The sequence below is a fragment of the Streptomyces sp. NBC_00523 genome (assembly GCF_036346615.1).
Lineage (GTDB): Bacteria > Actinomycetota > Actinomycetes > Streptomycetales > Streptomycetaceae > Streptomyces.
This window is the reverse complement of the sequence record NZ_CP107836.1, coordinates 529,868-554,055: the sequence shown is the minus strand read 5'-3', so window position 1 is coordinate 554,055 and position 24,188 is coordinate 529,868. Positions and strand designations below refer to the sequence as shown.

Annotated in this window: 26 protein-coding genes; 16 read left to right on the top strand and 10 right to left on the bottom strand. The window is 72.3% G+C overall.

The genetic code is table 11. From position 1 onward, the window contains the following. The first annotated feature begins 8 nt into the window (after window positions 1-8). From OHS17_RS02660 to OHS17_RS02650, 3 genes are read left to right on the top strand one after another with little or no spacing between them, the layout of a single operon-like run. Window positions 9-266 carry an acyl carrier protein gene (locus OHS17_RS02660; protein ID WP_018102926.1) on the top strand — a complete coding sequence of 86 codons (258 nt, stop codon included), beginning with the start codon at window positions 9-11 and terminating at the stop codon, window positions 264-266. A 1-nt stretch (window position 267) separates the two neighbouring features. Next, window positions 268-747, top strand: a complete 480-nt coding sequence (locus tag OHS17_RS02655; protein ID WP_330310867.1) for an SRPBCC family protein — start codon at window positions 268-270, stop codon at window positions 745-747. A 20-nt stretch (window positions 748-767) separates the two neighbouring features. Beyond that, the gene (locus OHS17_RS02650; protein ID WP_018102928.1) at window positions 768-1,100 is read left to right on the top strand and encodes a TcmI family type II polyketide cyclase; all 333 of its coding nucleotides are present in this window, start codon (window positions 768-770) and stop codon (window positions 1,098-1,100) included. Between the two features lie 70 nt (window positions 1,101-1,170). Here OHS17_RS02650 and OHS17_RS02645 read toward each other — a convergent pair whose 3' ends face one another. Both OHS17_RS02645 and OHS17_RS02640 read right to left on the bottom strand, forming a co-directional pair. Next, on the bottom strand, window positions 1,171-2,232 hold the full coding sequence (locus tag OHS17_RS02645; protein WP_330310866.1) for a methyltransferase: 1,062 nt from the start codon (window positions 2,230-2,232) through the stop codon (window positions 1,171-1,173). A gap of 35 nt (window positions 2,233-2,267) precedes the next feature. Then, window positions 2,268-3,326 (bottom strand): right-handed parallel beta-helix repeat-containing protein, encoded by a 1,059-nt coding sequence (locus tag OHS17_RS02640; RefSeq protein WP_330310865.1) that lies wholly within the window; start codon window positions 3,324-3,326, stop codon window positions 2,268-2,270. A gap of 123 nt (window positions 3,327-3,449) precedes the next feature. On the opposite strand from OHS17_RS02640, the gene OHS17_RS02635 reads away from it, so the two are divergent. Beyond that, on the top strand, window positions 3,450-3,857 hold the full coding sequence (locus tag OHS17_RS02635; RefSeq protein WP_330310864.1) for an ACT domain-containing protein: 408 nt from the start codon (window positions 3,450-3,452) through the stop codon (window positions 3,855-3,857). Between the two features lie 113 nt (window positions 3,858-3,970). Next, a complete protein-coding gene (locus tag OHS17_RS02630; protein WP_026171499.1) occupies window positions 3,971-4,471 on the top strand; it encodes a hypothetical protein in 501 nt (166 codons plus the stop codon). Between the two features lie 57 nt (window positions 4,472-4,528). On the opposite strand, the gene OHS17_RS02625 is transcribed toward OHS17_RS02630, so the two are convergent. Continuing rightward, on the bottom strand, window positions 4,529-6,742 hold the full coding sequence (locus tag OHS17_RS02625) for a terpene synthase family protein (RefSeq protein ID WP_330310863.1): 2,214 nt from the start codon (window positions 6,740-6,742) through the stop codon (window positions 4,529-4,531). Between the two features lie 348 nt (window positions 6,743-7,090). Here OHS17_RS02625 and OHS17_RS02620 point away from each other — a divergent pair, with 348 nt between their 5' ends. Continuing rightward, window positions 7,091-8,422: an N-acetylmuramoyl-L-alanine amidase gene (locus tag OHS17_RS02620; protein ID WP_330310862.1), complete on the top strand. Its 1,332-nt coding sequence runs from the start codon at window positions 7,091-7,093 to the stop codon at window positions 8,420-8,422. A gap of 87 nt (window positions 8,423-8,509) precedes the next feature. Here the strand turns inward: OHS17_RS02620 and OHS17_RS02615 are convergent, their stop codons facing one another. Continuing rightward, window positions 8,510-9,649 (bottom strand): aminoglycoside phosphotransferase family protein, encoded by a 1,140-nt coding sequence (locus OHS17_RS02615; protein ID WP_330310861.1) that lies wholly within the window; start codon window positions 9,647-9,649, stop codon window positions 8,510-8,512. 232 nt (window positions 9,650-9,881) lie between these two features. Here OHS17_RS02615 and OHS17_RS02610 point away from each other — a divergent pair, with 232 nt between their 5' ends. After that, a complete protein-coding gene (locus tag OHS17_RS02610; RefSeq protein ID WP_330310860.1) occupies window positions 9,882-11,375 on the top strand; it encodes a DNA-binding protein NsdB in 1,494 nt (497 codons plus the stop codon). Between the two features lie 54 nt (window positions 11,376-11,429). Here the strand turns inward: OHS17_RS02610 and OHS17_RS02605 are convergent, their stop codons facing one another. Beyond that, on the bottom strand, window positions 11,430-12,857 hold the full coding sequence (locus tag OHS17_RS02605) for a PP2C family protein-serine/threonine phosphatase (protein WP_330310859.1): 1,428 nt from the start codon (window positions 12,855-12,857) through the stop codon (window positions 11,430-11,432). A 331-nt stretch (window positions 12,858-13,188) separates the two neighbouring features. Between OHS17_RS02605 and OHS17_RS02600 the strand changes: the two genes are divergently transcribed. Next, a complete protein-coding gene (locus OHS17_RS02600; RefSeq protein ID WP_330310858.1) occupies window positions 13,189-13,449 on the top strand; it encodes a type B 50S ribosomal protein L31 in 261 nt (86 codons plus the stop codon). A 124-nt stretch (window positions 13,450-13,573) separates the two neighbouring features. Here the strand turns inward: OHS17_RS02600 and OHS17_RS02595 are convergent, their stop codons facing one another. The 3 genes from OHS17_RS02595 to OHS17_RS02585 all read right to left on the bottom strand — a co-directional run bounded on the left by OHS17_RS02595 (window position 13,574) and on the right by OHS17_RS02585 (window position 17,226). After that, window positions 13,574-14,233 (bottom strand): YoaK family protein, encoded by a 660-nt coding sequence (locus OHS17_RS02595; protein WP_330315136.1) that lies wholly within the window; start codon window positions 14,231-14,233, stop codon window positions 13,574-13,576. A 23-nt stretch (window positions 14,234-14,256) separates the two neighbouring features. After that, window positions 14,257-15,630 (bottom strand): cryptochrome/photolyase family protein, encoded by a 1,374-nt coding sequence (locus tag OHS17_RS02590; RefSeq protein ID WP_330310857.1) that lies wholly within the window; start codon window positions 15,628-15,630, stop codon window positions 14,257-14,259. Between the two features lie 66 nt (window positions 15,631-15,696). After that, complete coding sequence (locus OHS17_RS02585; RefSeq protein WP_330310856.1) at window positions 15,697-17,226, bottom strand: SDR family oxidoreductase; 1,530 nt, start codon at window positions 17,224-17,226, stop codon at window positions 15,697-15,699. A 192-nt stretch (window positions 17,227-17,418) separates the two neighbouring features. Here OHS17_RS02585 and OHS17_RS02580 point away from each other — a divergent pair, with 192 nt between their 5' ends. The 6 genes from OHS17_RS02580 (at window position 17,419) to OHS17_RS02555 (ending at window position 21,384) form a co-directional block, all read left to right on the top strand. Then, the gene (locus OHS17_RS02580; RefSeq protein ID WP_383166709.1) at window positions 17,419-18,051 is read left to right on the top strand and encodes a VanZ family protein; all 633 of its coding nucleotides are present in this window, start codon (window positions 17,419-17,421) and stop codon (window positions 18,049-18,051) included. 152 nt (window positions 18,052-18,203) lie between these two features. After that, the gene (locus OHS17_RS02575) at window positions 18,204-18,986 is read left to right on the top strand and encodes a DUF4389 domain-containing protein (protein WP_330310854.1); all 783 of its coding nucleotides are present in this window, start codon (window positions 18,204-18,206) and stop codon (window positions 18,984-18,986) included. A gap of 42 nt (window positions 18,987-19,028) precedes the next feature. After that, window positions 19,029-19,544: a DinB family protein gene (locus OHS17_RS02570; protein ID WP_018102944.1), complete on the top strand. Its 516-nt coding sequence runs from the start codon at window positions 19,029-19,031 to the stop codon at window positions 19,542-19,544. A gap of 79 nt (window positions 19,545-19,623) precedes the next feature. Beyond that, window positions 19,624-20,346: a DUF4230 domain-containing protein gene (locus OHS17_RS02565; RefSeq protein WP_018102945.1), complete on the top strand. Its 723-nt coding sequence runs from the start codon at window positions 19,624-19,626 to the stop codon at window positions 20,344-20,346. Between the two features lie 116 nt (window positions 20,347-20,462). Then, complete coding sequence (locus OHS17_RS02560; RefSeq protein ID WP_330310853.1) at window positions 20,463-20,909, top strand: nitroreductase family deazaflavin-dependent oxidoreductase; 447 nt, start codon at window positions 20,463-20,465, stop codon at window positions 20,907-20,909. Between the two features lie 67 nt (window positions 20,910-20,976). Beyond that, entirely contained in the window at window positions 20,977-21,384 is a 408-nt protein-coding gene (locus OHS17_RS02555) for a DUF6221 family protein (RefSeq protein WP_018102947.1), read from the top strand. Window positions 21,385-21,400: 16 nt separating this feature from the next. Here OHS17_RS02555 and OHS17_RS02550 read toward each other — a convergent pair whose 3' ends face one another. After that, window positions 21,401-21,589 (bottom strand): DUF6381 family protein, encoded by a 189-nt coding sequence (locus OHS17_RS02550; protein WP_330310852.1) that lies wholly within the window; start codon window positions 21,587-21,589, stop codon window positions 21,401-21,403. A 157-nt stretch (window positions 21,590-21,746) separates the two neighbouring features. Between OHS17_RS02550 and OHS17_RS02545 the strand changes: the two genes are divergently transcribed. Both OHS17_RS02545 and OHS17_RS02540 read left to right on the top strand, forming a co-directional pair. Further along, window positions 21,747-22,739: a GlxA family transcriptional regulator gene (locus OHS17_RS02545; protein WP_330310851.1), complete on the top strand. Its 993-nt coding sequence runs from the start codon at window positions 21,747-21,749 to the stop codon at window positions 22,737-22,739. Between the two features lie 88 nt (window positions 22,740-22,827). Further along, entirely contained in the window at window positions 22,828-23,451 is a 624-nt protein-coding gene (locus tag OHS17_RS02540) for a cysteine hydrolase family protein (RefSeq protein ID WP_330310850.1), read from the top strand. 25 nt (window positions 23,452-23,476) lie between these two features. Here the strand turns inward: OHS17_RS02540 and OHS17_RS02535 are convergent, their stop codons facing one another. Continuing rightward, on the bottom strand, window positions 23,477-24,154 hold the full coding sequence (locus OHS17_RS02535; RefSeq protein WP_330310849.1) for a DUF4232 domain-containing protein: 678 nt from the start codon (window positions 24,152-24,154) through the stop codon (window positions 23,477-23,479). Window positions 24,155-24,188: the final 34 nt, after the last annotated feature.

The following is a 24,188-nucleotide window of genomic DNA, read 5'->3' as shown; positions in this document are numbered from 1 at the left end:
AGTCCCTCATGACCGAACGACTGACGTACGCAGAACTCGCCGCCCTCATGAAGAAGGGCGCCGGCCTCTCCGTCGACCCCAAGGAGATGGAGAACCGCTCCGACGCCGCCTTCGACGAGTACGGCCTCGACTCCCTCGGCCTGCTCGGCATCGTCGGCGTCCTCGAGAACCGGCACGGGCAGCCGCTGCCGGCCGACGCGGACCGGTGCAAGACGCCCCGCGAGTTCCTCGACCTCGTCAACAACAGCCTCATGACAGGAGCCTGACGTGTCCGGACACACCGAGAACGAGATCGTCATCGCCGCCCCCCTGGACCTCGTCTGGGACATGACGAACGACCTGGAGAACTGGCCGCAGCTCTTCAGCGAGTACGCGGCCGTCGAGGTCCTGGAACGGGACGGCGAGCGCACCACCTTCCGCCTGACCATGCACCCCGACGAGAACGGCAAGGTGTGGAGCTGGGTCTCCGAGCGCACCACCGACCGTCCGGGCCGCAACGTCCGGGCCCGCCGCGTCGAGCCCGGGCCGTTCCAGCACATGGACATCCGGTGGGAGTACGCGGAGGTCGCAGGCGGCACCCGCATGCACTGGCAGCAGGACTTCGCGATGCGCCCCGACGCGCCGGTGGACGACGCCTGGATGACCGACAACATCAACCGGAACTCCAAGGTCCAGATGGCGCTGATCCGGGACAAGATCGAGCAGCGCGACCGCGAGCGCCGCTCCGCCGCCGTCCCGGCCAACTGACCGGCAGAGAGGCACCACCCATGCACCACGCACTGATCGTCGCCCGGATGGCGCCGGGATCCGCCCCGGACATCGCGGAACTGTTCGCCGCGTCCGACAACAGCGAACTGCCGCACCTGGTCGGCGTCACCCGCCGCAAGCTCTTCCAGTTCGGCGACGTCTACCTGCACATGATCGAGTCCGAGCAGCCGCCCGGCCCGGAGATCGCCAAGGTGACCGAGCACCCGGAGTTCCGGGCCATCAGTGAACGGCTGACCGCCTTCATCAGTCCGTACGACCCCGAGACCTGGCGCGGGCCGAAGGACGCGATGGCCCAGGAGTTCTACCGCTGGGAGCGCGGCGCCCCCGCGTAGGCGGGACGCCAACCGCCCCGGTCCCCGTTCTGCTACGGGGACCGGGGCGGTTTCGCGTACGCCCGGAGGGTCAGCCGGGCACCACGCACTCGAAGGCGTGCAGATACGGGTTGACCGGCCGGACGCCGTCGATCCGCAGCCCCGCCTCGGAGAGCCGGTCCACCAGGCTCTGCCGGGTGTGCTTGGCGCCGCCCACGTTCAGGAGCAGCAGCAGGTCCATGGCGGTCGTGAACCGCATGGACGGGGTGTCGTCCACCAGGTTCTCGATGACGACGACCCGGGCACCGGGACGGGCCGCCCGGACGACGGCGGCGAGCGCCCGGCGGGTGGACTCGTCGTCCCACTCCAGGATGTTCTTGATGATGTAGAGGTCGGCGGTGACCGGGATGCCCTCCCGGCAGTCCCCGGCCACGATGGACGCCCGCCCGGCCAGCGCGCCGCCGTCCCGCAGCCGCTCGTCGGCCCGGGCGATGACCCCCGGCAGGTCCATCAGGGTGCCGCTCACCGACGGGTGCTTCTCCAGCAGGCTCGCCAGCACGTGCCCCTGGCCGCCGCCGATGTCGGCCACCGACGCGACACCGGTGAGGTCGAGCAGGGCGGCGACGTCCAGCGCCGACTGCACGCTGGAGGTGGTCATCGCCGCGTTGAACACCTGCGCCGACTCGTGGGCGTCCTGGTGGAGGTAGTCGAAGAACTCCTTGCCGAACACGTCCTCGAAGACGTTGCCGCCGGAGCGCACCGCGTCCTCCAGGCGGGGCCACACCTCCCAGGTCCAGGGCTCGGTGCACCAGAGCGAGATCGCCCGCAGGCTGTCCGGGGCGTCCTCCCGCAGCAGCCGGGACATGTCGGTGTGCGCGAAGGTGCCGTCGGCGTTCTCCGAGAAGACGCCGTAGCAGGCCAGGGCCCGCAGCAGCCGCCGCAGCGGCCCTGGCTCGGTCCCCACCGCCTCGGCGAGCCGCTCCGCGCTCTGAGGGGTGTCGCCGAGCGCGTCGGCGACACCCAGCCGGGCGACGGCGCGCACGGCGGCGGAGCGGGCCGCGCCGAACACGAGCTCGCGCAGCCGCATCGCCGGCTGCGGGGTGGGAAGGGGCTGGACGGGGGTGGTGCCGGGGGTGGTGCTCACGGTGGTCATGCCGTCTCGCTTCTCCTCGTGCGGGGGGTCACCGGTCAGCACATCCCGGCCGGTGCGGAGGTCGTGCAGACATTGCCGGTGAACCGGTTGCCCGTGCCGGTGTCCCGGTTCGCCAGGTCCGCGGGCTGATTGCCGAGGACGACGTTGCCGGTGACGGTGTTGTCGGTGTTCTTGGCGCCCACGAAGCTCTTGAACAGCACGACGCCGCCCGACAGCGGGGTCGCGCCCACGTTGTCGCGGATCTCGTTGTTCCGCACCTCGGTGGACTCGGTGCCGGTCAGCACGATCCCGGAACCCTGGATCGCGGGCAGCCGGTCGGTGGCGGCGCAGAACTTGTTGTTGCCGGTGATCCGGTTGGAGCGGACCGACATGGCGCCGGCCTGCGGGGTGCCCTCGTCGCCCACGACGAACACCCCGCTGCAGTTCGCGGTGAAGGTGTTGCCGCGCACCGACAGGTTGCGCACCCGCCGCGCGGTGAACCCGATCCGGTTGTCGGTCAGGGTGTTGCCCCGGACCCGGGTGCCGCCGGTGTCGGTGGCGCCGCCCTCCTCGTCGACGCTGTTGGCGACGAAGATGCCCGCGTCCCCGTTGGAGCGGGCGGTGCTGTCCCGGAGGTCGGAGCGGGTGGACCGCTGCTGGGCGATGCCCCAGACACCGTTGGTGTCGGCGGTCACCGAGCGGACGGACAGCCGGTCCGTCCAGGACGCCCACAGGCCGCTGCGGGCGAATCCGGTGACGCGCAGGGACCTCACGGTCACCCCGTCCACGGTGTCGTCCGCCGTCCCCAGGACGCAGATCCCGTTGCCCGCACCCGCGCAGTCGTCACCGGAGGCGGCGCGGCCGGCCGCGGGCATGATGACCGTGTCGTCACCGGAGCCGCGCAGGGTCAGGCCCGGCGTGCTGATCCGGACGCTCTCGCGGTAGGTCCCGGGCCGGACGACGATGGTGTCCCCGGGCCGTGCGGCGTCCACCGCCGCCTGGATGGACTGGCCCGGTGACACCACGCGCGCACCCGCCGCGGCGGCCGGTACGGACGGCACCGCCGCGACCAGTCCGGCGGCCGATGCGGCTGCGATGCTCACGAGGCGTGTCATGTGTCGTTTCCTCATGAGCCGAAGCTATGGGCGATCCCGTCTCGGTGCCACGCACGGTGACCGGTTGGACGCGGGACGTGCCCGAATGGCTCACGCCCGCGCCCCGTCGGTAGCGTGGTGACCGTGACAGCCGAAAGCGATCTGCGCGTCCTGCTGAGCGACCTGAGCCCCGAGCCCCACCCCGGCCGGTACGTCTACGCCACCGTGCCCGACGGCACCCTGCCCGGTGGTGTCGCACCCGTCGTCACCGTCCGCGAGGGCGAAGGGCTCACCCTGGTGCTCCCCGAGGCCGAGGCCGCGGCGGCCGGGCTGACGTACACCTATGTCGCCGGCTGGATCACCCTGCGGGTGCACTCGGCGCTGGAGGCGGTCGGGCTGACCGCCGCGGTGTCGCTCGCGCTCACCGACGCGGGGATCAGCTGCAACGTGGTGGCGGGGTTTCACCACGACCACCTCTTCGTGCCGTACGAGCGGGTGGGCGAGGCCGTCACCGTGCTGGAACGGCTGGCCGCGGAGTCGCGTACCGGGTGAGAGGTGTACACACGAGGGACGTGTGCGGTGTACGGAGGTGTGCCCCCGGGCCTGGGCATATGCCGGTCCGGGCCCGGCTCGGCGAGGTGAGCTGGGACACGTAACATATGTGCATGTCCTTCCTCCGCCGCCGCAGCGCCGCCACACCCGCGGGCCCCGACTTCGACGTCCTGGCCATGGACCCCGGTGACTGGCCCGGCAACCTCGGCGCCGGTCTGCTCCCCGCACCCGACGGCAGCTGCCAGGGTGTGTTCCTCCGGTACGACCTGTTCGGCGGGCGCGGCCCCGCGATGATCATCGGCAACCTGCCGGAGGGTTCACCCGCGCGCGAGACCGAGGAGGGGCAGGTTCCCTTCGAGGTGGCCCAGCTGCTGCTGGCGCTGGAGAACGACGAGCCGGTCGAGGTCACCGGCACCGAGGACATGCCGGTCATGCAGGGCGACAACCTCATGATCGTGCGCCGGGTGAAGCTCTCCGAGAGCCGTATCTCCTGTGTGCAGTTCGACCGCAGCGACGGTGTGCTCGTCACCATCGCGAGCTGGGACCGGCCCATCACCGACGACCTGTACGCCCTCCTCAAGCCGCTGCCCGCCGAGCTCTTCCAGCAGGGCTGACCACACACCTCGGTCACCGGGCCGCGCCGCCCGGTGACCGAGGTGCGCCGGCAGGAGCTACACCTTCACCTCCGACAGCCGGCCGAACAGCGCCGCCACCTGGGACGCCGAAGTGCCCAGCCCCGTGGGCCCGTTGAGGTGCCAGGGGGTGCCGGTGCCCCGCCGCAGATCCTCCTCGCGGTAGCGCCGGCAGCCCCGGTGCCAGATCAGGATGCCCGCGAGCCAGTGCTTCAGCTCCTGCACATAGCCCGCCAGGGTCTCCCGCGCCTCCGCGTCCAGGCCGAAGTCGTCGTACAGCACGGGCAGTTCGTACTCGGCGACATGCAGGAACTGCCGCAGCCGCGACTTCATCAGGTCGTACAGGATCGACATACCCGTCGGGTAGTCCACCCCGAAGAAGTTCTGCACCACCAGGACGCCGTTGTGCACCTCACCCTCGTACTCGATCTCCTTCTGGTACGAGAACAGGTCGTTGAGCAGCGCCGCGTAGTCGGCGGCCGCGTTCTCCAGGGAGCGCAGCGGGCCGCTCTCGTAGATCTCCTGCGGCACCTTCCGGCCGTGCCCGATCCGGCACAGGCTCATCGTCAGGTCCGAGCCGAACGTCATGCGCCGCATCTCGACGTAGTCCACCGGGTCGGGAATCCGGTGCTGCGCCTGGTTCGCCAGCTCCCACAGCCAGCTCGCCGTCATGTCCTCCACGGATGTGCGGAAGGCGCGCCGACCGGCATCGTCCATCGGGCCCGCCGTACGCTCCCAGAGGTCGCCGAGACCCCGTTCCAGCGCGTTGACCGGCTCCGGCGCCGGGCTCCCGTCCAGCGGCATGAACAGCGACAGCCGCTCGTTGGCCAGCCGGGCCCCCGCCAGATCGCGGGTCCGGCCGTGCACCACCGGGAACCAGTCGTCGCCGTATGTCCCCCACGCCAGCCACCCCGACGACAGGTCGAGCCCGTCCGGTGTCGCGTCCGGGTGGATCCCGGCCGCGCACAGCGGCAGGTCGATCGCCCGCAAACGCTCCTCGTCCCAGATGTGTGAACCCGGCACCCCGGGCTGCGGCCCCAGGATGCCCATCCGGTCCGCCCAGACCACCAGCCGTTCCCGGGCGCCCTCCAGATGCGGGCTCAGCGTGGTGTCGAACGGCAGGTCGAAGTCGGGCAGCAGGGACGGGCCCACGTGCTGGAAGAGCACATGGCTGTGGCTGCGGAGCCGGGCCGACTCGGAGCGCCGGGTCAACCGGATCGACGCGGCGGACATCCCGAAGCCCGGCTCGGCCTCACCTGCCCCGCCGTCGTTCATGTAGCGGCTGGAGCGCATGTGCCACTCATGGCCGCCCGACTGCCAGTCCTGCAACCCCTTCACATACGCCCCGACCGCCGCGGTCTGCGCCGCGTCCAGACCCTTGGCCGCGCAGAGCGGGCCCACCTCCGTCAGCGCGGTGTTCTCGAACTGCTGGAGCCTGGACGTCAGCAGGTCGTTCACCGCCTCGGCCGCCTCCTGGGTCGAGCAGCCGAGGAAACGCTCCAGGACCAGCACCCCGTTGCTGTTCTCGCCCTCGTCCTCCACCTCGCGCTGGTACGAGAAGAGGTCGTTGCGCAGATGGACCCCGTCCGAGAACGCGTCGCTCAGCACCCGCAGCGCCCGTTCGCCGGCGACGGCCTCCGGCACCTCCGCCCCGGCCGCGTACTCCACGAGACCGGCCGACCAGGGAGCGCCGCCCACCTTGCGGCGCATCTCGATGTACTCGACGGGGTTCGCGATGCGGCCCTCGTTGATGTTGGCGAGCTCCCACAGCGACTCGTTGAGGAGGTTCCGCGTCGACTCCGCGAACCGCGACCGCCACGCGTCCGACATCGCGGGCACCGTACGCGCCCACAGATCCGCGAGCCCCGCCTCCACCGGGTTCTCCGGCTCCGGCACCGGCGCACCGCGCTCCATCGGCATGAACGCGGGCAGCCGGTCCAGATACCGCTTCCCGCCCTCGCGGTCCGGGGTCCGCTTGAACAGCTCCAGGAAGTGGTCGTCGAAGAAGAAGACCCACACGTACCAGTCGGTGACCAGCGACAGCGCCTCGGCCGAGCAGTCGGGATGGGTGTACGCGCACAGCAGCGCGTAGTCGTGCGCGTCGAGGTCCTTCTCCTCCCAGATCCCGGACCCCTCCAGCATCCCCATGGTCCGCGCCCACGCCTTCGTGTGCTGCCGGGCCTCCTCCACATGGGGGTTGAGACGCGCCGGATACGGAACATAGAAGTCCGGCAGGGTGAACGGCTGAGCCATGTGCGTCCGGCCTTTCCGAGAGCCATCGCGTGAGTCCCACGCGCATCGGTCCTGTCGGCGCCAGCACTACCCTTGGTCCGTTCGGGGCACGCACAGCCGCGATTAGTCACACCGCAGAGCGCCCGTTCGAGGGACACCCGTGCCGGTCCGGACGCGTAAAACCCTGGTAACGGGTCATCGCCACACCCCCGCCGTTTCCCGCCCTTCGCAGGTCACAGGCCCTGTCAGTGGTCTGGTCCAGTGGCTCAACGCGCTGCGCTCCCAGCACTCTTGACGCCCCTTCACCTCAGGTCACAGAGTGTGCGCGCACGCCCGCAACGGCTCCACCCGGCTCTACGAAGGGTTGTCATGACGTCCAAGCAGAGGACCAGGCTCGCACTCGCCTTCACCACCGCCGGGGCACTGAGCCTCGCGCTGCTCAGCCCGGCCGCCCAGGCCGGCGCCGACGGGGTCCGGCCCGAGTGCCCGCGCGGTCTCGCCTGCGACTGGGTCCCGGCCGCCTACCAGCAGACCGGCGACCCGGCCGACAAGGAGACGTACGGCAACTACGACACCGCCGACCGGCCGCAGACCAACAAGATCAAGTTCATCGTGCTGCACGACACCGAGGAGGACTTCGACACCACGCTGAAGATCTTCCAGAACCCGCTGAAGCAGACCTCGGCCCACTACGTCGTACGCTCCGCCGACGGCCACGTCACCCAGATGGTCAAGAACAAGGACGTCGCCTGGCAGGCCGGCAACTGGTACGTCAACAGCCACTCCATCGGCATCGAGCAGGAAGGCGTCGCCGTCGACGGCGCCCAGTGGTACACCCCCGAGATGTACCGCTCGACCGCCGCCCTCGTGCGCTACCTCGCCGCCAAGTACGACATCCCGCTCGACCGCCAGCACATCATCGGCCACGACGGCGTCCCGCCCACCAGCGCCGCCGGCACCAAGAACATGCACTGGGACCCGGGAACCTACTGGGACTGGAACTACTTCATGACGCTGCTCGGCAGGCCCACCCTGCCGACCGCTCTCCCGGGCAGCCAACTGGTCACCGTCAGCCCGAGCTTCAAGAAGAACCAGCAGGCGTTCCGCGACTGCGAGAAGAACGTCGACCTGCCCGTCCAGGGCTCCAGCGCCGTCCCGCTGCACACCGCGCCCTCCGACGACGCGCCCCTCTTCTCCGACCCCGGCATCCACACGGACGGCTCGCCCGGCACCAACTGCGCCGCCGACTGGGGCAGCAAGATCAGCGCCACCCAGCAGGCCGTCGTCGCCGGACGCGCCCCCGGCTGGACGGCGATCTGGTGGTACGGCGAGAAGGCGTGGTTCCGTACACCGGCCTTCACCCACACCACCGTTCCCACCTCCGGCTACCTCGTCCGCCCGAAGGCCGGCAAGGCGGAGGTGCCGGTCTACGGGGTCGCCTACCCGGAGAAGTCGGAGTACCCGGCGGACTTCGCGGACCAGCGGGTCGGCACACCGCTCCAGTACACGATCAAGGCCGGCCAGTCCTACCCCGGCGGCGGCGAGGCGCCCACCGGCTTCTTCTACGCACCGACGATCGACGCCTCCCTCCCGCTGGACCACGCGTACTTCAAGGGCAAGGAGAAGTACGTGACGGTCCAGATCGGCCACCGCGTCGCCTTCGTCAAGGCGTCCGACGTGGACATCGTCCGCGCCCGCTGAGGCCCGGCGCCGGTACGCACGCAACAGCGCGCCGCGGGCCCGGTGTGTCGGCACCGGACCCGCGGCGCGCCCCGTGGGGCCGGCCGGTCAGCGCGTGCCGACCGCCGCCCGCACGGCGTTCCGGGCCATCGCGCAGTCGTCGTGCAGCCGGCGCAGCAGCAGCCGCTGCTCCTCGCCCGGGGCGAGCGCGCCTGCCCGGTCCTGCACGGCGGCCCGGGCGGGCCCGGCCTCCCGCATGGCCCGCTGCACGGCCGTCTCGTACCGGCGGATCTCCCGCGTGAGGACGAGCATCAGGTTGACCAGGAACGCGTCGCGCGCCGCCGGACCGGCGACCTGCGCCAGCTTGCTGATCTCGCGCCGCGCCACCGGGGCGTCACCCAGTACGGTCCACAGCGTCGCCAGGTCGTATCCCGGCAGATACCAGCCCGCGTGCTCCCAGTCCACCAGCACCGGCCCGGTGGGCGACAGCAGGACGTTGGACAGCAGGGCGTCCCCGTGGCAGAACTGCCCCATCGCGCCGCGCCCGCCGGAGTGGGCGATCCCGTGCAGCAGCTTCTGCAGGTCGCCCAGGTCCCGGTCGGTGAAGAGACCCAGCTCGTGGTAGCGGTTGATCCGCGCCGCGTAGTCCAGCGGCGCCTCGAACAGGCCCGCCGGCGGACGCCAGGCGTTCACCCGGGCGACCGCCCCGAGCACGGCACGCAGGTCCGCGCGGGGCGGGGCCTCTGCGGGGTGGCGCGTCAGGGCCGCCACCCGGCCCGGCATCCGCTCGATGACCAGCGTGCAGTTCTCCGGGTCCGCGGCGATGAGCCGGGGCACCCGGACCGGCGGGCGGTGCCGGACGAACGCCCGGTATGCCGCTATTTCGTGCCGGAACCGCTCCGACCACGCGGGGGAGTGGTCCAGTAAACACTTCGCCACCGCCGTCGCCCGCCCCGTGGAGCCGACCAGCAGCACCGAACGCCCGCTGCGCCGCAGCACCTGCACCGGATTGAACTCCGGGCAGATCCGGTGCACGGACGCGATCACCATCCTCAACTGGGCGCCCTGGGGGCCCGAGAGGTCCAGGCGCCCGCCGAGCGAAGGGGCGCCGGGCCCTCCCGGACGACGGGGCCGCCCGAGGCCGGGGGCCGGGACGGTGGTGCGCGGGTCGAGATACGGTCCGCCGCCCGCCTGGAGGGGACGCAGCGGCCGGGGCGGGGCGGACACGGAGGACGATGCTGTGTACATGGGCGATACAGATCCCTTCGTGCGCCGACAAGTTGCGTGCGCCACCCCGGCCGGCGGCCGTTCGGCACCCTGGGGAGTACCTAGGGCTGCCGGGCGGGGTTGCGCTTTCTTACCTGACACCGGGATGCGGGTGTCTCTCGACATAGCGCACCCTGGCGAAACCCTGGCGAATAGTCGCAGGGCATCTGACACGGGGTTACTGTCAACACAGCCGAGAACCTGGGGGCTTGACGTGACCGGAGAACCCAACACCCGTCTGTCGGACCTGTTCGGCCTTGCCGGCTGGTCCAAGGGCGAACTCGCGAGAATGGTGAACCGGAAGGCGGCGGCCATGGGCCATCCGCAACTGGCCACCGACACCTCGCGCGTGAGGCGCTGGATCGACATGGGGGAGTCCCCCCGCGATCCCGTGCCGAAGGTGCTGGCGGCTCTGTTCACCGAGCGGCTCGGTCGTGTCGTGACCATCGAGGACCTCGGGTTCGGCCGGCGCGGGCGTGCGGGGAAGCGGCGAGAGGCCGGGACGCAGGACAATCCCGAGCAACTCCCGTGGCCGCCCGAGCGGACGGCAGCGGTCCTCACCGAATTCACGGGAATGGACCTCATGCTCAACCGACGCGGCTTGATGAGCGCGGGCGCCGTGCTCACCGCCGGCTCCGCCATCGCCGGCCCCATGTACGACTGGCTGCACACCGACCCCGCCCTGGCGGCACAGGCCCCGCGGGCCGGCGACGCCCTGCACGCGGACCAGGCCGGCTTCGACCGGTACGAGGCCGCCCCCATCGGCTCCGAGGAGATCGAGGCGCTGGAGCGGTCCGTCGAGGTCTTCCGCGCCTGGGACGCCTCCCGGGGCGGCGGCCTCCAGCGCAAGGCCGTGGTGGGCCAGCTCAACGAGGTGGGCGGCATGCTCGCGTACCACCACCCCGCCCATCTCCAGAAGCGGTTGTGGGGCGTCGCCGCCAACCTCGCCGTCCTGGCGGGGTGGATGTCGCACGACGTCGGCCTCGAACCCACCGCCCAGAAGTACTTCGTCATCGCCGCGCACGCGGCACGCGAGGGCGGCGACCGTCCGCGCGCCGGGGAGGCCCTGTCCCGCGCGGCCCGCCAGATGGTCCACCTGGGCCGTCCCGACGACGCGCTCGACCTGATGAAGCTCGCCAAGTCCGGCTCCGGCGACGCCGTTCTGCCGCGCACCCAGGCGATGCTCTGCACCATCGAGGCGTGGGCGCAGGCGTCCATGGGCCGGGGCCAGGCCATGCGGCGCACCCTGGGCCGGGCCGAGGAGCTCTTCATCTCGGACAAGGCCGATGTGCCCCCGCCCAGCTGGATGCAGATGTTCGACGAGGCCGACATGCACGGCATGCAGGCCCTCGCCTTCCGGACGCTCGCCGAACACGACCCCTCGGCGGCGGTCATCGCCCAGCGGCACGCGAAGCAGGCCCTGGAGCTGCGGGTCAACGGCCGCGAGCGGTCCAAGATCTTCGACTACATCTCGCTCGCCTCGGCGTGCTTCATCGCCGACGACCCGGAACAGGCCGACCGCTACGCCCGGCTCGCCCTGGTCACCATGGGGGAGACCTCCTCCCACCGGACCTGGGACCGGCTGCGCGAGATGTACCGGCTGACCGGGCAGTTCGCGGGCTACGCGAAGATCGAGGACCTGCGCGAGCAGATCCAGCTCGCCGTGCCGCCGAGCCAGCGGAAGAAGCCGGGGAGCGCAACGATCTGACGAGCCCGGGACGCGAGGGAGCACCGGGCCGCGCGGAAGGGGGCTGTGGCTTCCTTATGCCCCGACGCGGGCGACCAGCACGCACGCGTCGTCCAGCCGCTCGGCCGCGCCGAACGCCTCGACGACGATCCGTACGCACTCCTGCGCCGAGCCGGCCTCGGTGAACCGCGGGGCCAGCCCCAGCAGCGTGTCCGTGCCCGGGCGCGCACCACCGTGCCCGGCGGCATCGTCGCGGGCCAGTCCGTCGGTGTGCAGCACCAGCACGTCGCCGGGCAGCAGGTGCGCCTCGACCTGCTCGTAGACGACCCCGGAGGCCGCTCCGAGCAGCACCCCGTCCGGCAGCGGCAGCGGGCGTCCGGTGCCGTCACGGAAGAGCAGGGGCGCGGGGTGTCCGGCCTGCGCCCAGTCCAGGGTGCGCGTCGCCGGGTCGAACCTGCCGCACACGACGCTGCCCAGCGCCGGCTGAATGGAGGTCTCCAGCAACTGGTTGAGGTGCCCGAGGAGGGCGCCGGGCTCGATCCCGGCCGTCGCCATGCCGCGCACCGCGCCCATCACGACCGCCATGGCGGAGGTGGCCTGTACGCCGTGGCCGGTGAGATCGCCGACGGTGAGCATCGTCCTGCCGTCGGGCAGTTCCATGGCGTCGTACCACCCGCCGCCGACCAGGGCGCTCGTCTCGGACGGCAGGTAGTGCGCGGCGATGTCCAGGGCGCCGGGGCCCTGGTCGGGGAGGCGGAGGGAGGTCTGCCACGGCGGGAGGACGGCTTCCGCCGGCTCCGCCGGGGCCCGGTGTCCGGTGGCGGGCTGTTCGCGACGCAGCGAGTCATGGGTGCGGCGCACCACCTGCTGGCTGCGCCGCAGCGCGCTGACGTCGCGCAGGACGGCCCACATGGAGGCGGTGCAGCCGTCCGTGTCGAGCACGGGCTCGCCCATCATGTGCAGGGTCCGTACGCGCCCGTCGGTGTGCCGGATGCGGAACTCGCCGTCTATCGGCTTGCCGTCCACCAGGCAGTCCGTGACGAGCGCGGTGAGTAACGGCTGGTCCTCGGGAAGCAGCCGGGAGGGCAGGGCGTCCAGCGAGAGCCCGCCCGCCTCCGGGTCGCGGCCGAAGATCCGGAACAGCTCCTCGGACCAGCTGACCTCGTCGGTGAGCAGATTCCATTCGGCGCTGCCGACCCGGCCGATCAGGGAGCCGGCGGGTTCGGCGGCGGTGTCCGGGGGCTGTTCGGAGGGCTCGGCGGGCAGGCCGTCCCGGAGCTGTCCGAGATGGGTGCCGAGGTCGTCCAGCTGGTGCACCGCCAGTTCGCACAGCGCGCGCTGCCACCGCGTCCGCGGGTCGTCCTCGTCCACCACGCGCACGGCGTCGCGCCGCACCGCGTCCACGTCGCCGCGCAGCCGGCGCGTGCGGTGGATCAACGCGTCGACCGCATCGCGCTCGGGCGGTTGCGGGGCGGAGCGGTCCGCGGAGAGGGGGGACGGCATGTCGTACTCCGATACAGGGCGGCACAACCAGTGACGAAGGGTGGACCGCATACGACTTTCGCACAGCCGGAAGCGGCCCGTAAGTGGTTTGGCAACACTCGATGCGGTCTTGCATCCGGCATATGCCAGCGGCTGACTGTAGCCCATCCCTTTTCGAACAGCCTTGCTGCTGGCGGCGGTTGGTGCAAGTCGCCGGGTGCGTGGCGGCCGGGAATGCGGGGGAGGGGTGCCGTGTTGTACGGGACGAACGAAAACGAATCCCGTTCCCATTAGGGTCCGGGGTCCGTGATCGTCACCGCGTACGACCGTCGCGTCCAGGAAGGAACGCCTCATGAAGTCCCGTATCCACCCCGTCTCCCGTCCGGTGGTCTTCCGTGACCGCGCCGCCGGGACCGCCTTCCTCACCCGTTCCACCGCCGACTCCGACCGGCGCGTGACGTGGGAGGACGGCCGCAGCTACCCCGTCATCGACGTGGAGACCTCGTCGGCCAGCCACCCCTTCTACACGGGCACCCGGCAGGTGCTGGACACGGCGGGCCGGATCGAGCAGTTCCACCGCCGTTACGGCACCGAGGCGCCCGCCGCCCGGTGAGTGAGACGCCCTGCGGGCCGCCCGCCCCGTGCCCTGGATCACAGTCCGGGGCCGGGATTACGGGGAACAGACAGTGATGGTTTATCGTTCACCTATATGTGGATGACGCACTGAGCGCCCCCACTCAAGCCGCCCCGGCTGGATTCCCCCGATCCGGCCGGGGCTTCCCCTTTTCCGGCCCGGCCACCGCCCGTCCCGGCCCCGCCGCGGCCTCCACCAGCAGCGCCGCCACCGCCAGCGCCGCGGCCACGATCGCACCGCCCTCCCGCCACAGCCGCACGGTCAGCGCCGCGAGCGCGGCCCCCGCCACCACGGCGGCCAGCCGCCCGGCCGCCCAGCCGTCGTCGCCCCGCCGCGCCCCCACCGCGAGACGGCCGAGGAGCGAGGTCAGCGTTCCGGTGAAGTAGTTCGTGGGCGTCGCCCGCACCCGCCCCTGGATGCCCATCGCGAGCCCCATGAGCACCAGCAGACCCAGCCGGTCCGTGTCCGAGGTGACCAGCCGGGCCGCCCACAGCCCCGCCCCCGCCCCGAGCAGGACCACCTCGGCCAGCAGCATCAACGGCACCCGCCGCCACATCCGCTCCCCGGCCAGCGCGGCGCCGGCCACCCCGCAGCCGTACGAGACCAGCGCGGTGACCACCCGCAGCGCGACGCCCTCCTCGCCCGCCCCGGCGGCCGAGGCGCCCAGCAGCACCAGGTTCCCGGTCATCACCCCGGCGAAGACCTGGCCGACACAGAGGAAGACGAACGCGTCCGCCGCCCCGGACGCCGCCGACAGCAGCAACAGCGCGACGCGCTCCCGCCCCCTCACTCCAGCCCACGCGCCTGCCGGAACCGGGCCAGGCCCTCGGCCAGCTCCACCACGGGCTCCGGGTAGCCCAGCCGCTCCCGCTCCGCGTCCGGCAGCTTCCACGGCTCGTGCACGGCGGACCCGGACACCTTGGCCAGCTCCGGCACCCAGCGCCGGACGTACTCCCCGTCCGGGTCGAGTCGCTTGCCCTGCACGACCGGGTTGAGCACCCGGTTGGGGCGGCTGTCGGTGCCCGTGCCCGCCATCCACTGCCAGTTCATCTGGTTGTTAGGGATGTCGCCGTCCACCAGGAGGTCCAGGAAGTGGCGTGCCCCGACGCGCCAGTCCACGTACAGCGTCTTGGTGAGGAAGGAGGCGGTGAGCAGCCGGCCCCGGTTGTGCATCCAGCCCTCGTGGCGCAGCTGGCGCATCGCGGCGTCGACCATCGGATAGCCGGTGCGCCCCTGCCGCCATGCCTCGACCTCGTCGGCCGCGTCCGCCTCGGAGCGCCACCGGTCGTGCTTGTCGCGGTAGTTCGCGTGCGAGGAGGCGGGCCGGGCCGCGAGGACCTGGTAGTGGAACTCCCGCCAGCACAGCTGCCGTACGAACGCCTCGGCCCCCGGGCCGCCCGCGTCCCGGCACCGGCGCACCAGCTCCACGGGGGACAGGGTGCCGAAGTGCAGATGCGGCGAGAGGCGTGAAGTGCCGTCCGCCGCAAGGTCGTCGTGGCTGTCCTCGTACCCGGCGAGCCCGTGCCGCCGCCAGGCCGTGAACGCCTTGCGCCCCGCCTCCTCACCGCCCGCCGCGAGTCCTTCCGACACACCGGAGACGCCGCCGCGGGACGGCAGCTTCTCGGAGCGCGGCCCCTCCGGCACCCGGACCGTGCGCGGCGCGCCGAACACGTCACGCAGCCGCTCCTGCGCCCAGCGCCTGAAGTACGGGGTGAACACGGCGAAGTGGTCCGAGGAGGCGGGCGTCACCGCGCCGGGCGCCACCGCCGTGACCACCCCGTCGTGGACGCGCAGCCGGCGCCCGTCCGCCTCCAGCGCCTCGCGCAGCCGCTCCTCGCGGCGCCGGGCGTACGCGCTGACGCCGGCCGCCACATGCACCTCGTCGGCACCGGTCTCCGAGGCGACCGCGCACACCTCCTCGGCCACCTCCCCGGACCGGACGACCAGCCGGCCGCCCCGGTCGCGCAGTCCGGCGTCCAGGTCGCGCAGGCAGTCCGCGAGGAACGCGCGCCGGTTCGGGGCGTCGAAGCCCGCCTCCCCGATCGCGCTGTCCCGGACGAACAGGGGCACGATCTCGTCGGCCGACGCCAGCGCGGCGTGCAGCGGCGGATGGTCGTGCAGACGGAGGTCGGCGGTGAACAGGACGACCGCAACGGTCATGGCGCAACTCCAGTTGAGGCGGGGACAGCCATGCTGCCGCTACCCCGCCGCCCCGGGACGCACCGCTCAGGGCGACACCGCCGGTACCGCCCGTCCGGGTGACGTCCGCTTCTCCGCGGCCCGCGCGATGTTGCGCGCCATCCCGCCGAACACCACGGCGTGGAACGGCGAGACGCTCCACCAGTACGCGTGCCCGAGCAGCCCGCGCGGATGGAACAGGGCCCGCTGCCGGTAGCGCGACCGGCCCTCCCCGTCCCGCTCCACGTACATCTCCAGCCAGGCCGGGCCCGGCAGCCGCATCTCCGCCCGCAGCCGCAGCAAACGCCCCGGCTCGATCTCCTCGACCCGCCAGAAGTCCAGCGAGTCGCCCACCCGCAGCCGGTCCGTGTCGCGCCGGCCGCGCCGCAGGCCGACGCCGCCCACCAGCCGGTCCAGCCAGCCGCGCACCGCCCAGGCCAGCGGGAACGAATACCAGCCGTGCTCCCCGCCGATGCCCTCCACCACCCGCCACAGGGCCTCCGCCGACGCGTCCACCTCGCGCTCGCGCACATCCGTGTACAGGCTGCCGCCCGCCCAGTCGGGGTCCGTGGGCAGCGGGTCGCTGGGCACGCCCGGCACCGAGGCGGAGGACCACCGGGTGGTGACCCGGGCCTCCCGGACGCGTTGCAGCGCCAGGCGCAGCGCCGTGTCGAAGGCGAAGGGCTGCCCAGCGCCGTCGGGGACGTACCCCGCGATGTCGTGCTCCCGGCACACCACCTCGTACCGCAGGGACTCGGCGAGCGGCCGGGCGATCGACGCGGGCACGGGCGTGATGAGCCCGACCCAGTGGCTGGACAGACCCGGTGACAGCATCGGCACGGGCAGGATCAGCCGGTGCGGCAGCTTCGCCACCTCCGCGTAACGCTGCATCATGTCCCGGTACGTGAGGACGTCGGGGCCGCCGATGTCGAAGGTGCGGTTCACGTCCCGGGGCATGCGGGCGCTGCCCACCAGATAGCGCAGCACATCGCGGACGGCGATCGGCTGGATGCGCGTCGAGACCCAGCTCGGCGTCACCATCACGGGCAGCCGCTCGGTGAGATAGCGCAGCATCTCGAAGGACGCGGAGCCCGAGCCGATGATGACGGCGGCGCGCAGCGCGGTCGTCGGCACGCCGGAGTCCAGCAGGATGCGCCCGACCTCGGCCCGGGAGCGCAGATGCGGCGACAGCTCCTGCTCGGACATGCCCTCGGGGGTGAGGCCGCCCAGATAGACGATGCGGCCGACCCCGGCGGCCCGCGCCTGCTCCGCGAAGGCGGTGGCCGCCCGCCGGTCGGTCTCCTCGAATCCGGCCCCGGTCGTCAGCGCGTGCACCAGGTAGTACGCCACGTCGACGCCCTCCATCGCCGGGGCGAGCGAGGCCGCGTCCGTGACATCGCCGCGTACCGTCTCCACCTCGCCGGCCCAGGGGTGGTCGCGCAGCTTCTCCGGGGTGCGGGCCAGGCACCGCACCCGGTGCCCGGCCGCCAGCAGCTCCGGGACCAGGCGGCCGCCGATATAGCCGCTGGCGCCGGTGACCAGGCAGTTCAGGGGGGTGTGGGCGTGGTCGTCCGTCATGAGACCTCCGCGTCGGTCCGGGTGCGCCGGGCCATGCGGGACCGGCCCGTCGCGACCAGTCTGACGCCGGAAGGCCCGGCCCGCACGGCGCGGGGGTGTGGTCCGGCGTGCGCGGGGCATCCGTGGCGCATGGACGCAGCGGCGGCAAGACCTCAGCGGGACACGGTCCGGCGCAAGGGATGGGGGCGGCTCATGCTGCGCGTCTCCATCCTCGTACTCGCCTTCGTGGCCATGGTCGGATTCTCGGTGGTGCTGGCGAAGGTGACGCTCACCCCGTCGCCCGCCTCCGAGGACCTCGTGAAATCCAACCTGCACCCGGGCCGCTCCCTGCGGCAGTACGCCGAGGACTACACGTTCCTCGCGGCGTGCAAGCAGGCCGGCGGCAACCTGGTGCTCGGCATGCCCTTCGGCATCCTGCTGCCCATCCTGATACCGCGACGGCTCCGGATGCTCCGCATGTTCCTGCTGACCACGGCGGTCATCGTCCTCATCGAGCTGGTGCAGGGAGCGGTCGTCCGGGGCCGCGCCTTCGACGTGGACGACGTCATCCTCAACACCGCGGGGGCCCTCCTGGCCTATGTGCTGGTGGGGCGTCGGCTGAGCCACCGCTACCACGTCCTCGCTGAGGACCCGGAGCCCGCGCCCCGCACGAAGACCGCCACGCGTACGAAGCCGAAGCCCCGCACGAAGACCGCGCCCCGTACGAAGGCCACGCCTCGCTCCAAGGCCGAGCCCCGTCGCACCGGGCGGTCCGCGTCCGCCTGGTCGCGGCTGCGGAACGGCGTCCGCCGCAGGGCCGCGCGCGGCCGGTCCCGCAAGCGCTGACCTGCGGCGGTACGGCTACCCGATCGGCCCGTGACCGATTGCGGACCGTGTCCGGGGGGTCGACGGTGGAAGGCCACCGGGGTGCCGCGCACCGGCACCCCGGTGGCCAGGATCGCGGGCCCGGCGCGCGGTCACCGCCGAAGAGGAGCGACATGACCGACGCCCAGTGGAGCCCGGGGCCCCGCGCCGGGGACGCCGACGAGTTCCGGCCCGTGCTGGACGTCGTGGAGCCGGCCCGGCAGCGGCGGCTCACCGTGTTCTTCCGGCTGCTCCTGCTGATCCCGCACTTCATCGTGCTGTTCTTCCTGGAGATCGGGGCCTTCTTCACCGTCGTCTTCGGCTGGTTCGCCGCCCTGGCGCTCGGCCGGCTGCCCGGGCCCGTCTACCGTTTCCTCGCCCAGGTCCTGGCCTACCGGACCCGGGTCGGCGCGAGCGCCATGCTCCTCGTCGACCGCTACCCGTCGTTCAGCCTGTCCCAGCCGCCGGACTACCCCGTCCGCATCGACGTCCGCCCGACGCGGCTGAACCGGCTCGCCGTCTTCTTCCGGCTGATCCTGGTCATCCCCGCCGCGATCGTGCAGGGCCTCGCCACGTCCGGCTGGTCCGCCCTGGCGGTCCTGTGGTGGCTCATCACCCTGATCCTGGGGCGCATGCCGCGCCCGCTGTTCGAGGCCACGGCGGCCACCCTGCGCTACGAGATGCGGGTCTCCGCCTACTTCTCCCTGCTCAGCCCCGCCTACCCCAAGGGACTCTTCGGCGACGACGACCTCTCCGTACCGCAGGGGCAGCCCCGCTCCGCCACCAGGCCGCTCATCATGAGCACCGCGGGCAAGGCCCTGGTGGTCCTCTTCCTGGTCCTCGGGCTCATCGGCGGTGCCACGACGTCCGTGACCCGCTCCGCCTCCGACGGCGACGACTACAGCATGCGCGGATAAAACGATTCGTACGAAAAGCTGTTCAGGGTGCATGATCGCCGGATGACTTGGACCGCACCCGCAGCCACCCGTACACCTGGCTCGCTCGTCGCCGCCGAACGGGAGATGCTCACCGGCTATCTCGGCTGGTTCCGTTCGACCCTTCTTCAGAAGTGCGCCGGACTCACCGGTGAACAGCTCGCCGAACGGACGGTGGAGCCGTCGAACCTGTCCCTGCTGGGGCTCGTACGCCATATGGCCAAGGTCGAACGCACCTGGTTCCGGCAGCGGTTCGCCGGGGAGGACCTGGAGCCCCTGTACGACCCGGCCAAGGGCAAGGACGCGGACTTCGAGGACCTGGACCCCGCCACGGCCGCCGAGGACTACGCCCAGCTCATCGAGCAGTGCCGGCTCGCCGACGAGATCGTCGCCGGAGCCTCGCTGGACGACACCTTCACCCACGACGGGGAGGTGTACTCGCTGCGCCTCGTGCACGTCCACATGATCGGGGAGTACGCGCGCCACATCGGCCACGCCGACCTGGTGCGCGAGCGGCTGGACGGGGTCACCGGGGCCTGAGGGGCCTTTGTGGGCACGGGAGTTGGCCCAAGGGCGGTCCGCCCGGCGTGAACCCGGCGGGCCGGGTCATACGGACCGTATGACCTCCACCGACCCGGCGACAGAACCGTCCACGAAGCCCGGCCCGGCCGACGACGGCCGGCGCCGCCGTCGCAACCGCCGCTGGGGCCGTGCGGCCGCCCTGACCGCGGCCGCGCTCGCCCTGCTGTTCCTCGGCACCCGCCTCAGCCTGCTGCCCGGCCTGGGCGACATCTTCGGCGAGGAGACCCACGACCGTTCGGGCCCCGCGGTGCTCAAGTCGATCCAGGACATGAGCAGGTACGAGGCGGCGGCCGGCAACTTCCAGGTCGTGGTCGACCTGGAGAAGGACACCAAGTACGTCCCCGACGTGATCCGGGGCAGCCGCACGCTGTACGTCGGCGCCGGCACCGTGTCCGCGTACGTCGACCTCGGACGGGTGACGAGCGGGGGAGTGGTCGTGAACAAGGACCGCACCACCGCCGAGATCCGGCTCCCGCACGCGGTCCTCGGCAAGCCCGCGCTCGACCCCGACCGCTCCTACGCGGTGTCCAAGCAGCGCGGCCTCCTCGACCGGCTCGGCGACTTCTTCTCCGACAACCCCGGCAGCGAGCAGGCCGTCAACAAGCTGGCCGCACGCCACATCGGTGACGCGGCGAAGGAGAGCGGCCTGGCGCAGCGCGCCGAGAAGAACACCACCGCGATGCTCAAGGGCCTGCTCGAGTCCCTGGGCTTCGAGCAGGTCACGGTCCGCTACGGCACCGAGGGCACCGGCGGCTCCTGACCGCGACACGACGGCCGGGGCGGATTACCCCGGCCGCAGAAGTCGTTGAAGCCATGATGAGATGCCGCGGCCGACGAGTCGCCACGGCCGGACAGACCGACGACGGGACAGAACGCATGCCTCTCCAGGGCGAATACGAGCCGAGCCCCTCCCAGTGGGTTCGCGACCAGGTCGAGCAGTACGAGAGCTCGGGCGGCACGGAAGGGACGACGATGCGCGGCATGCCCGTCATCGTCCTGACGACCGTGGGCGCCAAGAGCGGGAAGATCCGCAAGACGCCCCTCATGCGCGTCGAGCACGACGGCCGCTACGCGGTGGTCGCCTCCCAGGGCGGCGCCCCGACCCACCCCGTCTGGTACCACAACCTCAAGGCCGAACCGCGCGCCGAGCTCCAGGACGGCCCGGTGCGCAGCGACATGACGGCACGCGAGGTCACCGGCGCGGAGAAGGACCAGTGGTGGGAGCGCGCGGTCGACGCGTTCCCCGACTACGCCGACTACCAGAAGAAGACGGACCGGGAGATCCCCGTGTTCGTACTGGAACCCGTGGACGGGAGCCACTGAGCCGCGTCGGGATAGTGTCCAGCTCGGCCCCCAGGGGGTGGGGCCGAGCGGAAGGATGCGAAACCAGATGACGACAGACAACTCCGACCTCGTCGCCTTCGTCAGGGCGCGCCTGGACGAGGAAGAAGACCTCGCGCGGGCGGCCGGCGGCGAGGCATGGCGGTGCCCGGCCGAGACGCCCGGCGAGATCCACGACCGGGGCGGTGCGATCGCCTTCACCCTGCGCACGCACGGCCACGCCTACGACCGGCACATCGTCCGCCAGGACCCGGCCCGGACGCTCCAGCGCATCGAGACCCACCGGGTGCTCCTGGACGAGTACGCCGAGGTGGCCGCGCTCGACGTGGACCGCCCGCAGCGCGACTTCGCCTCCGGCCGGGCCTTCGGCCTGGGCTTCGTGGTCCGGCAGCTGGCCGCCGAGAACGCGGGCCACCCCGACTACCTGGTGAAGTGGCTGCCCCGGTTCACCCAGTAGCGGCAGGCCCGGCGGCTCAGAGTGCGTTCGTCCCGTGGTCGCCCTTGGTGGTCACCTGGTCGCTCCGCTCCCGGAGCCGGCGGGCCTTGTCCTGGAGGCGCTGCCGCTCCTGCGGGTCCGATGTGCGTTCGGCGGTCTCCCGCATCTCCTCGGCCTTCGCCCGGATGCGCTCGGCCCGGCCGCCGGTCTCGTCCGCAACGCTCATGATCACTCCAGGTTCTCGGTGGAGAGCCGTCCATCCCAGCGAACCAGCGCGCCCCGGCGCCCGCATCTCGGACGCGGGACCCGGCCGCCCCACTGGTGTCCGAATGTGACAGGGAACCGTCATTGCGGCCACCCGTCCGGTTGGCCAGGATGGAGTCATGTCCACCGCACACCGCGTCGTCATCGCGGTCTTCCCCGGCGTCGATCTCCTCGACGTCTCCGGCCCCGCCGAGGTCTTCGCCCTGGCCAACCGGGTCTCCGGCGGCCGCGACCGCTACGAGGTCCGGCTCGCCGGGCCCGAGGCGGGCGAGGTCCGGACCTCGGCGGGGGTGCGGCTGCTGACCGACCTCACCTTCGGCGAGGTGGGCCGGGAGGTCGACACCCTGCTGGTGCCCGGCGCGGTCGACGTGACCGAGGACGGGCCCGTCGCCCGGGTCGACGCGGACATCGTGAGCTGGGTGCGGGAGACCGCCCCGCACGCCCGCCGGGTGGCGTCCGTGTGCGTCGGCGCGCATCTGCTGGCCGCCGCCGGGCTCCTGGACGGCAGGACGGCGACCACGCACTGGTCGACCGCCGCCCAGCTCGCCGCCGCGCACCCGGAGGTCACGGTGGACGCGGATCCGATCTTCGTACGCGCCGACCGGGGCCGGGTGTGGACCGGCGCCGGCATCAGCGCCTGCCTGGACCTCGCGCTCGCCCTGGTGGCCGAGGACCTGGGCGAGGACGCCGCGCTCGCCGTGGCACGCCAGCTGGTGATGTACCTCAAGCGGCAGGGCGGACAGAGCCAGTTCTCCGTGCCCCTGAGCAGACCGGCCGCCTCCCGGCGCGAGATCGACGCGCTGCGGCTGTGGATCGCGGACCACCTCGACGAGGATCTGTCCGCCCCCGTGCTCGCGGCGCGGATGTGTCTGAGCGAGCGCCACTTCGCCCGGGTCTTCAAACAGGAGACCGGAGTCTCCCCGGCCGCCTATGTGGAGTCCGCCCGCGTCGAGGCGGCCCGCCGGCTCCTGGAGACGACCGACGACCCGCTGGACCGGGTGGCATCCGCCGCCGGACTCGGGTCGGCGGAGACTCTGCACCGGGTGTTCCGGCGGCAGATCGCGACCACACCGGCCGCCTACCGCCGCCGCTTCCGCACCCACGCGGCCTGACGGCTCCGCCCCATACCTCTTACCTGGCACGGCGTACGGCTTCGCCATGCCCGCAAACCCTGCCCATCACCCCGAGAAAGGCACCACCATGACCACGAACCAGCCCTCCGCGACCCTCCGCGAGGTTTCCGGCCTGGACTCCCGGCTGCCCCGGCTGAGCGAATCCGTGCTGATCCTCATCGACGTCCAGAACACCTACCGCACCGGCGTGATGGCCCTGGAGGGCGCCGAGGAGGCCGTCGCGGCCTGCGCCCGGCTCCTGGACCGGGCCAGGGCCGCCGGCACGCCGGTGATCCATGTCATCCACGACGGCGGCGAGGGCTCCCCGTACGACATCCGCGAGCAGATCGGCGCCCTCAGCGACGAGGTGACGCCCCGGGAGGGCGAGGCGGTGGTCGTGAAGCAGTTCCCGAACTCCTTCCACCGCACGGAGCTGGAGAAGACCCTCACCGCCCTGGGGGCCGAGCCGGGCAGCGGCAAGGACCTGGTGCTCGCCGGGTTCATGGCGCACATGTGCGTCACGCACACCGCGCAGGGCGCGTTCAACCTGGGCTACCGGCCCGCTGTCGTCGCGGAGGCCACGGCCACCCGCAGCCTGCCCGCGCCCGACGGCACGGTGGTGGCGGCGAGCGCGCTCAAGACCGCCGCGCTCACCGCCATAGGCGACCTGTTCGCGCCGGTCGCCCCCACGGTGGACGACATCCCGGCCTGACGGCTGCGGCCGCCGGGCCGGGCTGTCAGCGCTCGACCGACGTGGTCGTGAAGCGGTCGCCGCAGACGCGGATCTGCGGGTCGCGCAGGGTCAGCGCCTCCTTGGAGCCCGGCGGGTACACGCGCAGGTAGGCGCCCTGCTTCCAGCAGCCGCCGTCCGCGATGCCCTGGTTCAGCGTGTGCAGCACGGCGTGCGCCGTCTTGCCGGCGGCCAGCACCGTCGCCCCGTGCGAGGCGCCGTCGCGCTTGGCCGGGGCGCCGATGACCTGGCCGTCACGCTGGATCAGGGACACGCCGGGGAAGCCGTTCAGGGTGCAGGAGTTCCCGGACTTGTTGACGAACGTGAGCTCGTAGTAGACCTGCCCGGCGCCCCCGTCGCCCTGCTTCACGCTCATGCCCAGGTCGTCGGCCGTGCACCGGCCGGGACCGGCGGCGTCGGCCCCGGACGACGCGCCGGAATCGCTGGGCGCGGCGGGGGAGGACGGTGCGGTCTCCGGGGGCGAGGAGGCCGGGTCGGACGACTCCGGCGAGGTCTGCGCGGGGCCCGTCGTCCCGACGTGGGCCGCGGGCGAGGCCGCGCCTTCCGACCCGGAGCCGTCGTCGTTGCAGCCCGCCGCGACGAGGGCGAACGACATCATCGCGACGGGCACGAGGAGGCGGCGGCGGAGCGTACGACTGGTCGTGGTGCGAGAAAGTGTGCCCATAACGGGCGCCTGCTCGATTTTCTGTGATCCCAAT

Coding starts and splice junctions, on each gene's coding strand:
- OHS17_RS02565 (WP_018102945.1), top strand. CDS start 19,624: ATGACCTCCACCGACCCGGCGACAGAACCGTCCACGAAGCCCGGCCCG.
- OHS17_RS02600 (WP_330310858.1), top strand. CDS start 13,189: ATGAAGTCCCGTATCCACCCCGTCTCCCGTCCGGTGGTCTTCCGTGAC.
- OHS17_RS02560 (WP_330310853.1), top strand. CDS start 20,463: ATGCCTCTCCAGGGCGAATACGAGCCGAGCCCCTCCCAGTGGGTTCGC.
- OHS17_RS02605 (WP_330310859.1), bottom strand. CDS start 12,857: ATGCCGTCCCCCCTCTCCGCGGACCGCTCCGCCCCGCAACCGCCCGAG.
- OHS17_RS02590 (WP_330310857.1), bottom strand. CDS start 15,630: ATGACCGTTGCGGTCGTCCTGTTCACCGCCGACCTCCGTCTGCACGAC.
- OHS17_RS02580 (WP_383166709.1), top strand. CDS start 17,419: ATGCTGCGCGTCTCCATCCTCGTACTCGCCTTCGTGGCCATGGTCGGA.
- OHS17_RS02640 (WP_330310865.1), bottom strand. CDS start 3,326: ATGACACGCCTCGTGAGCATCGCAGCCGCATCGGCCGCCGGACTGGTC.
- OHS17_RS02540 (WP_330310850.1), top strand. CDS start 22,828: ATGACCACGAACCAGCCCTCCGCGACCCTCCGCGAGGTTTCCGGCCTG.
- OHS17_RS02575 (WP_330310854.1), top strand. CDS start 18,204: ATGACCGACGCCCAGTGGAGCCCGGGGCCCCGCGCCGGGGACGCCGAC.
- OHS17_RS02645 (WP_330310866.1), bottom strand. CDS start 2,232: ATGACCACCGTGAGCACCACCCCCGGCACCACCCCCGTCCAGCCCCTT.
- OHS17_RS02660 (WP_018102926.1), top strand. CDS start 9: ATGACCGAACGACTGACGTACGCAGAACTCGCCGCCCTCATGAAGAAG.
- OHS17_RS02625 (WP_330310863.1), bottom strand. CDS start 6,742: ATGGCTCAGCCGTTCACCCTGCCGGACTTCTATGTTCCGTATCCGGCG.
- OHS17_RS02555 (WP_018102947.1), top strand. CDS start 20,977: ATGACGACAGACAACTCCGACCTCGTCGCCTTCGTCAGGGCGCGCCTG.
- OHS17_RS02585 (WP_330310856.1), bottom strand. CDS start 17,226: ATGACGGACGACCACGCCCACACCCCCCTGAACTGCCTGGTCACCGGC.
- OHS17_RS02535 (WP_330310849.1), bottom strand. CDS start 24,154: ATGGGCACACTTTCTCGCACCACGACCAGTCGTACGCTCCGCCGCCGC.
- OHS17_RS02545 (WP_330310851.1), top strand. CDS start 21,747: ATGTCCACCGCACACCGCGTCGTCATCGCGGTCTTCCCCGGCGTCGAT.
- OHS17_RS02620 (WP_330310862.1), top strand. CDS start 7,091: ATGACGTCCAAGCAGAGGACCAGGCTCGCACTCGCCTTCACCACCGCC.
- OHS17_RS02570 (WP_018102944.1), top strand. CDS start 19,029: ATGACTTGGACCGCACCCGCAGCCACCCGTACACCTGGCTCGCTCGTC.
- OHS17_RS02550 (WP_330310852.1), bottom strand. CDS start 21,589: ATGAGCGTTGCGGACGAGACCGGCGGCCGGGCCGAGCGCATCCGGGCG.
- OHS17_RS02615 (WP_330310861.1), bottom strand. CDS start 9,649: ATGTACACAGCATCGTCCTCCGTGTCCGCCCCGCCCCGGCCGCTGCGT.
- OHS17_RS02630 (WP_026171499.1), top strand. CDS start 3,971: ATGTCCTTCCTCCGCCGCCGCAGCGCCGCCACACCCGCGGGCCCCGAC.
- OHS17_RS02650 (WP_018102928.1), top strand. CDS start 768: ATGCACCACGCACTGATCGTCGCCCGGATGGCGCCGGGATCCGCCCCG.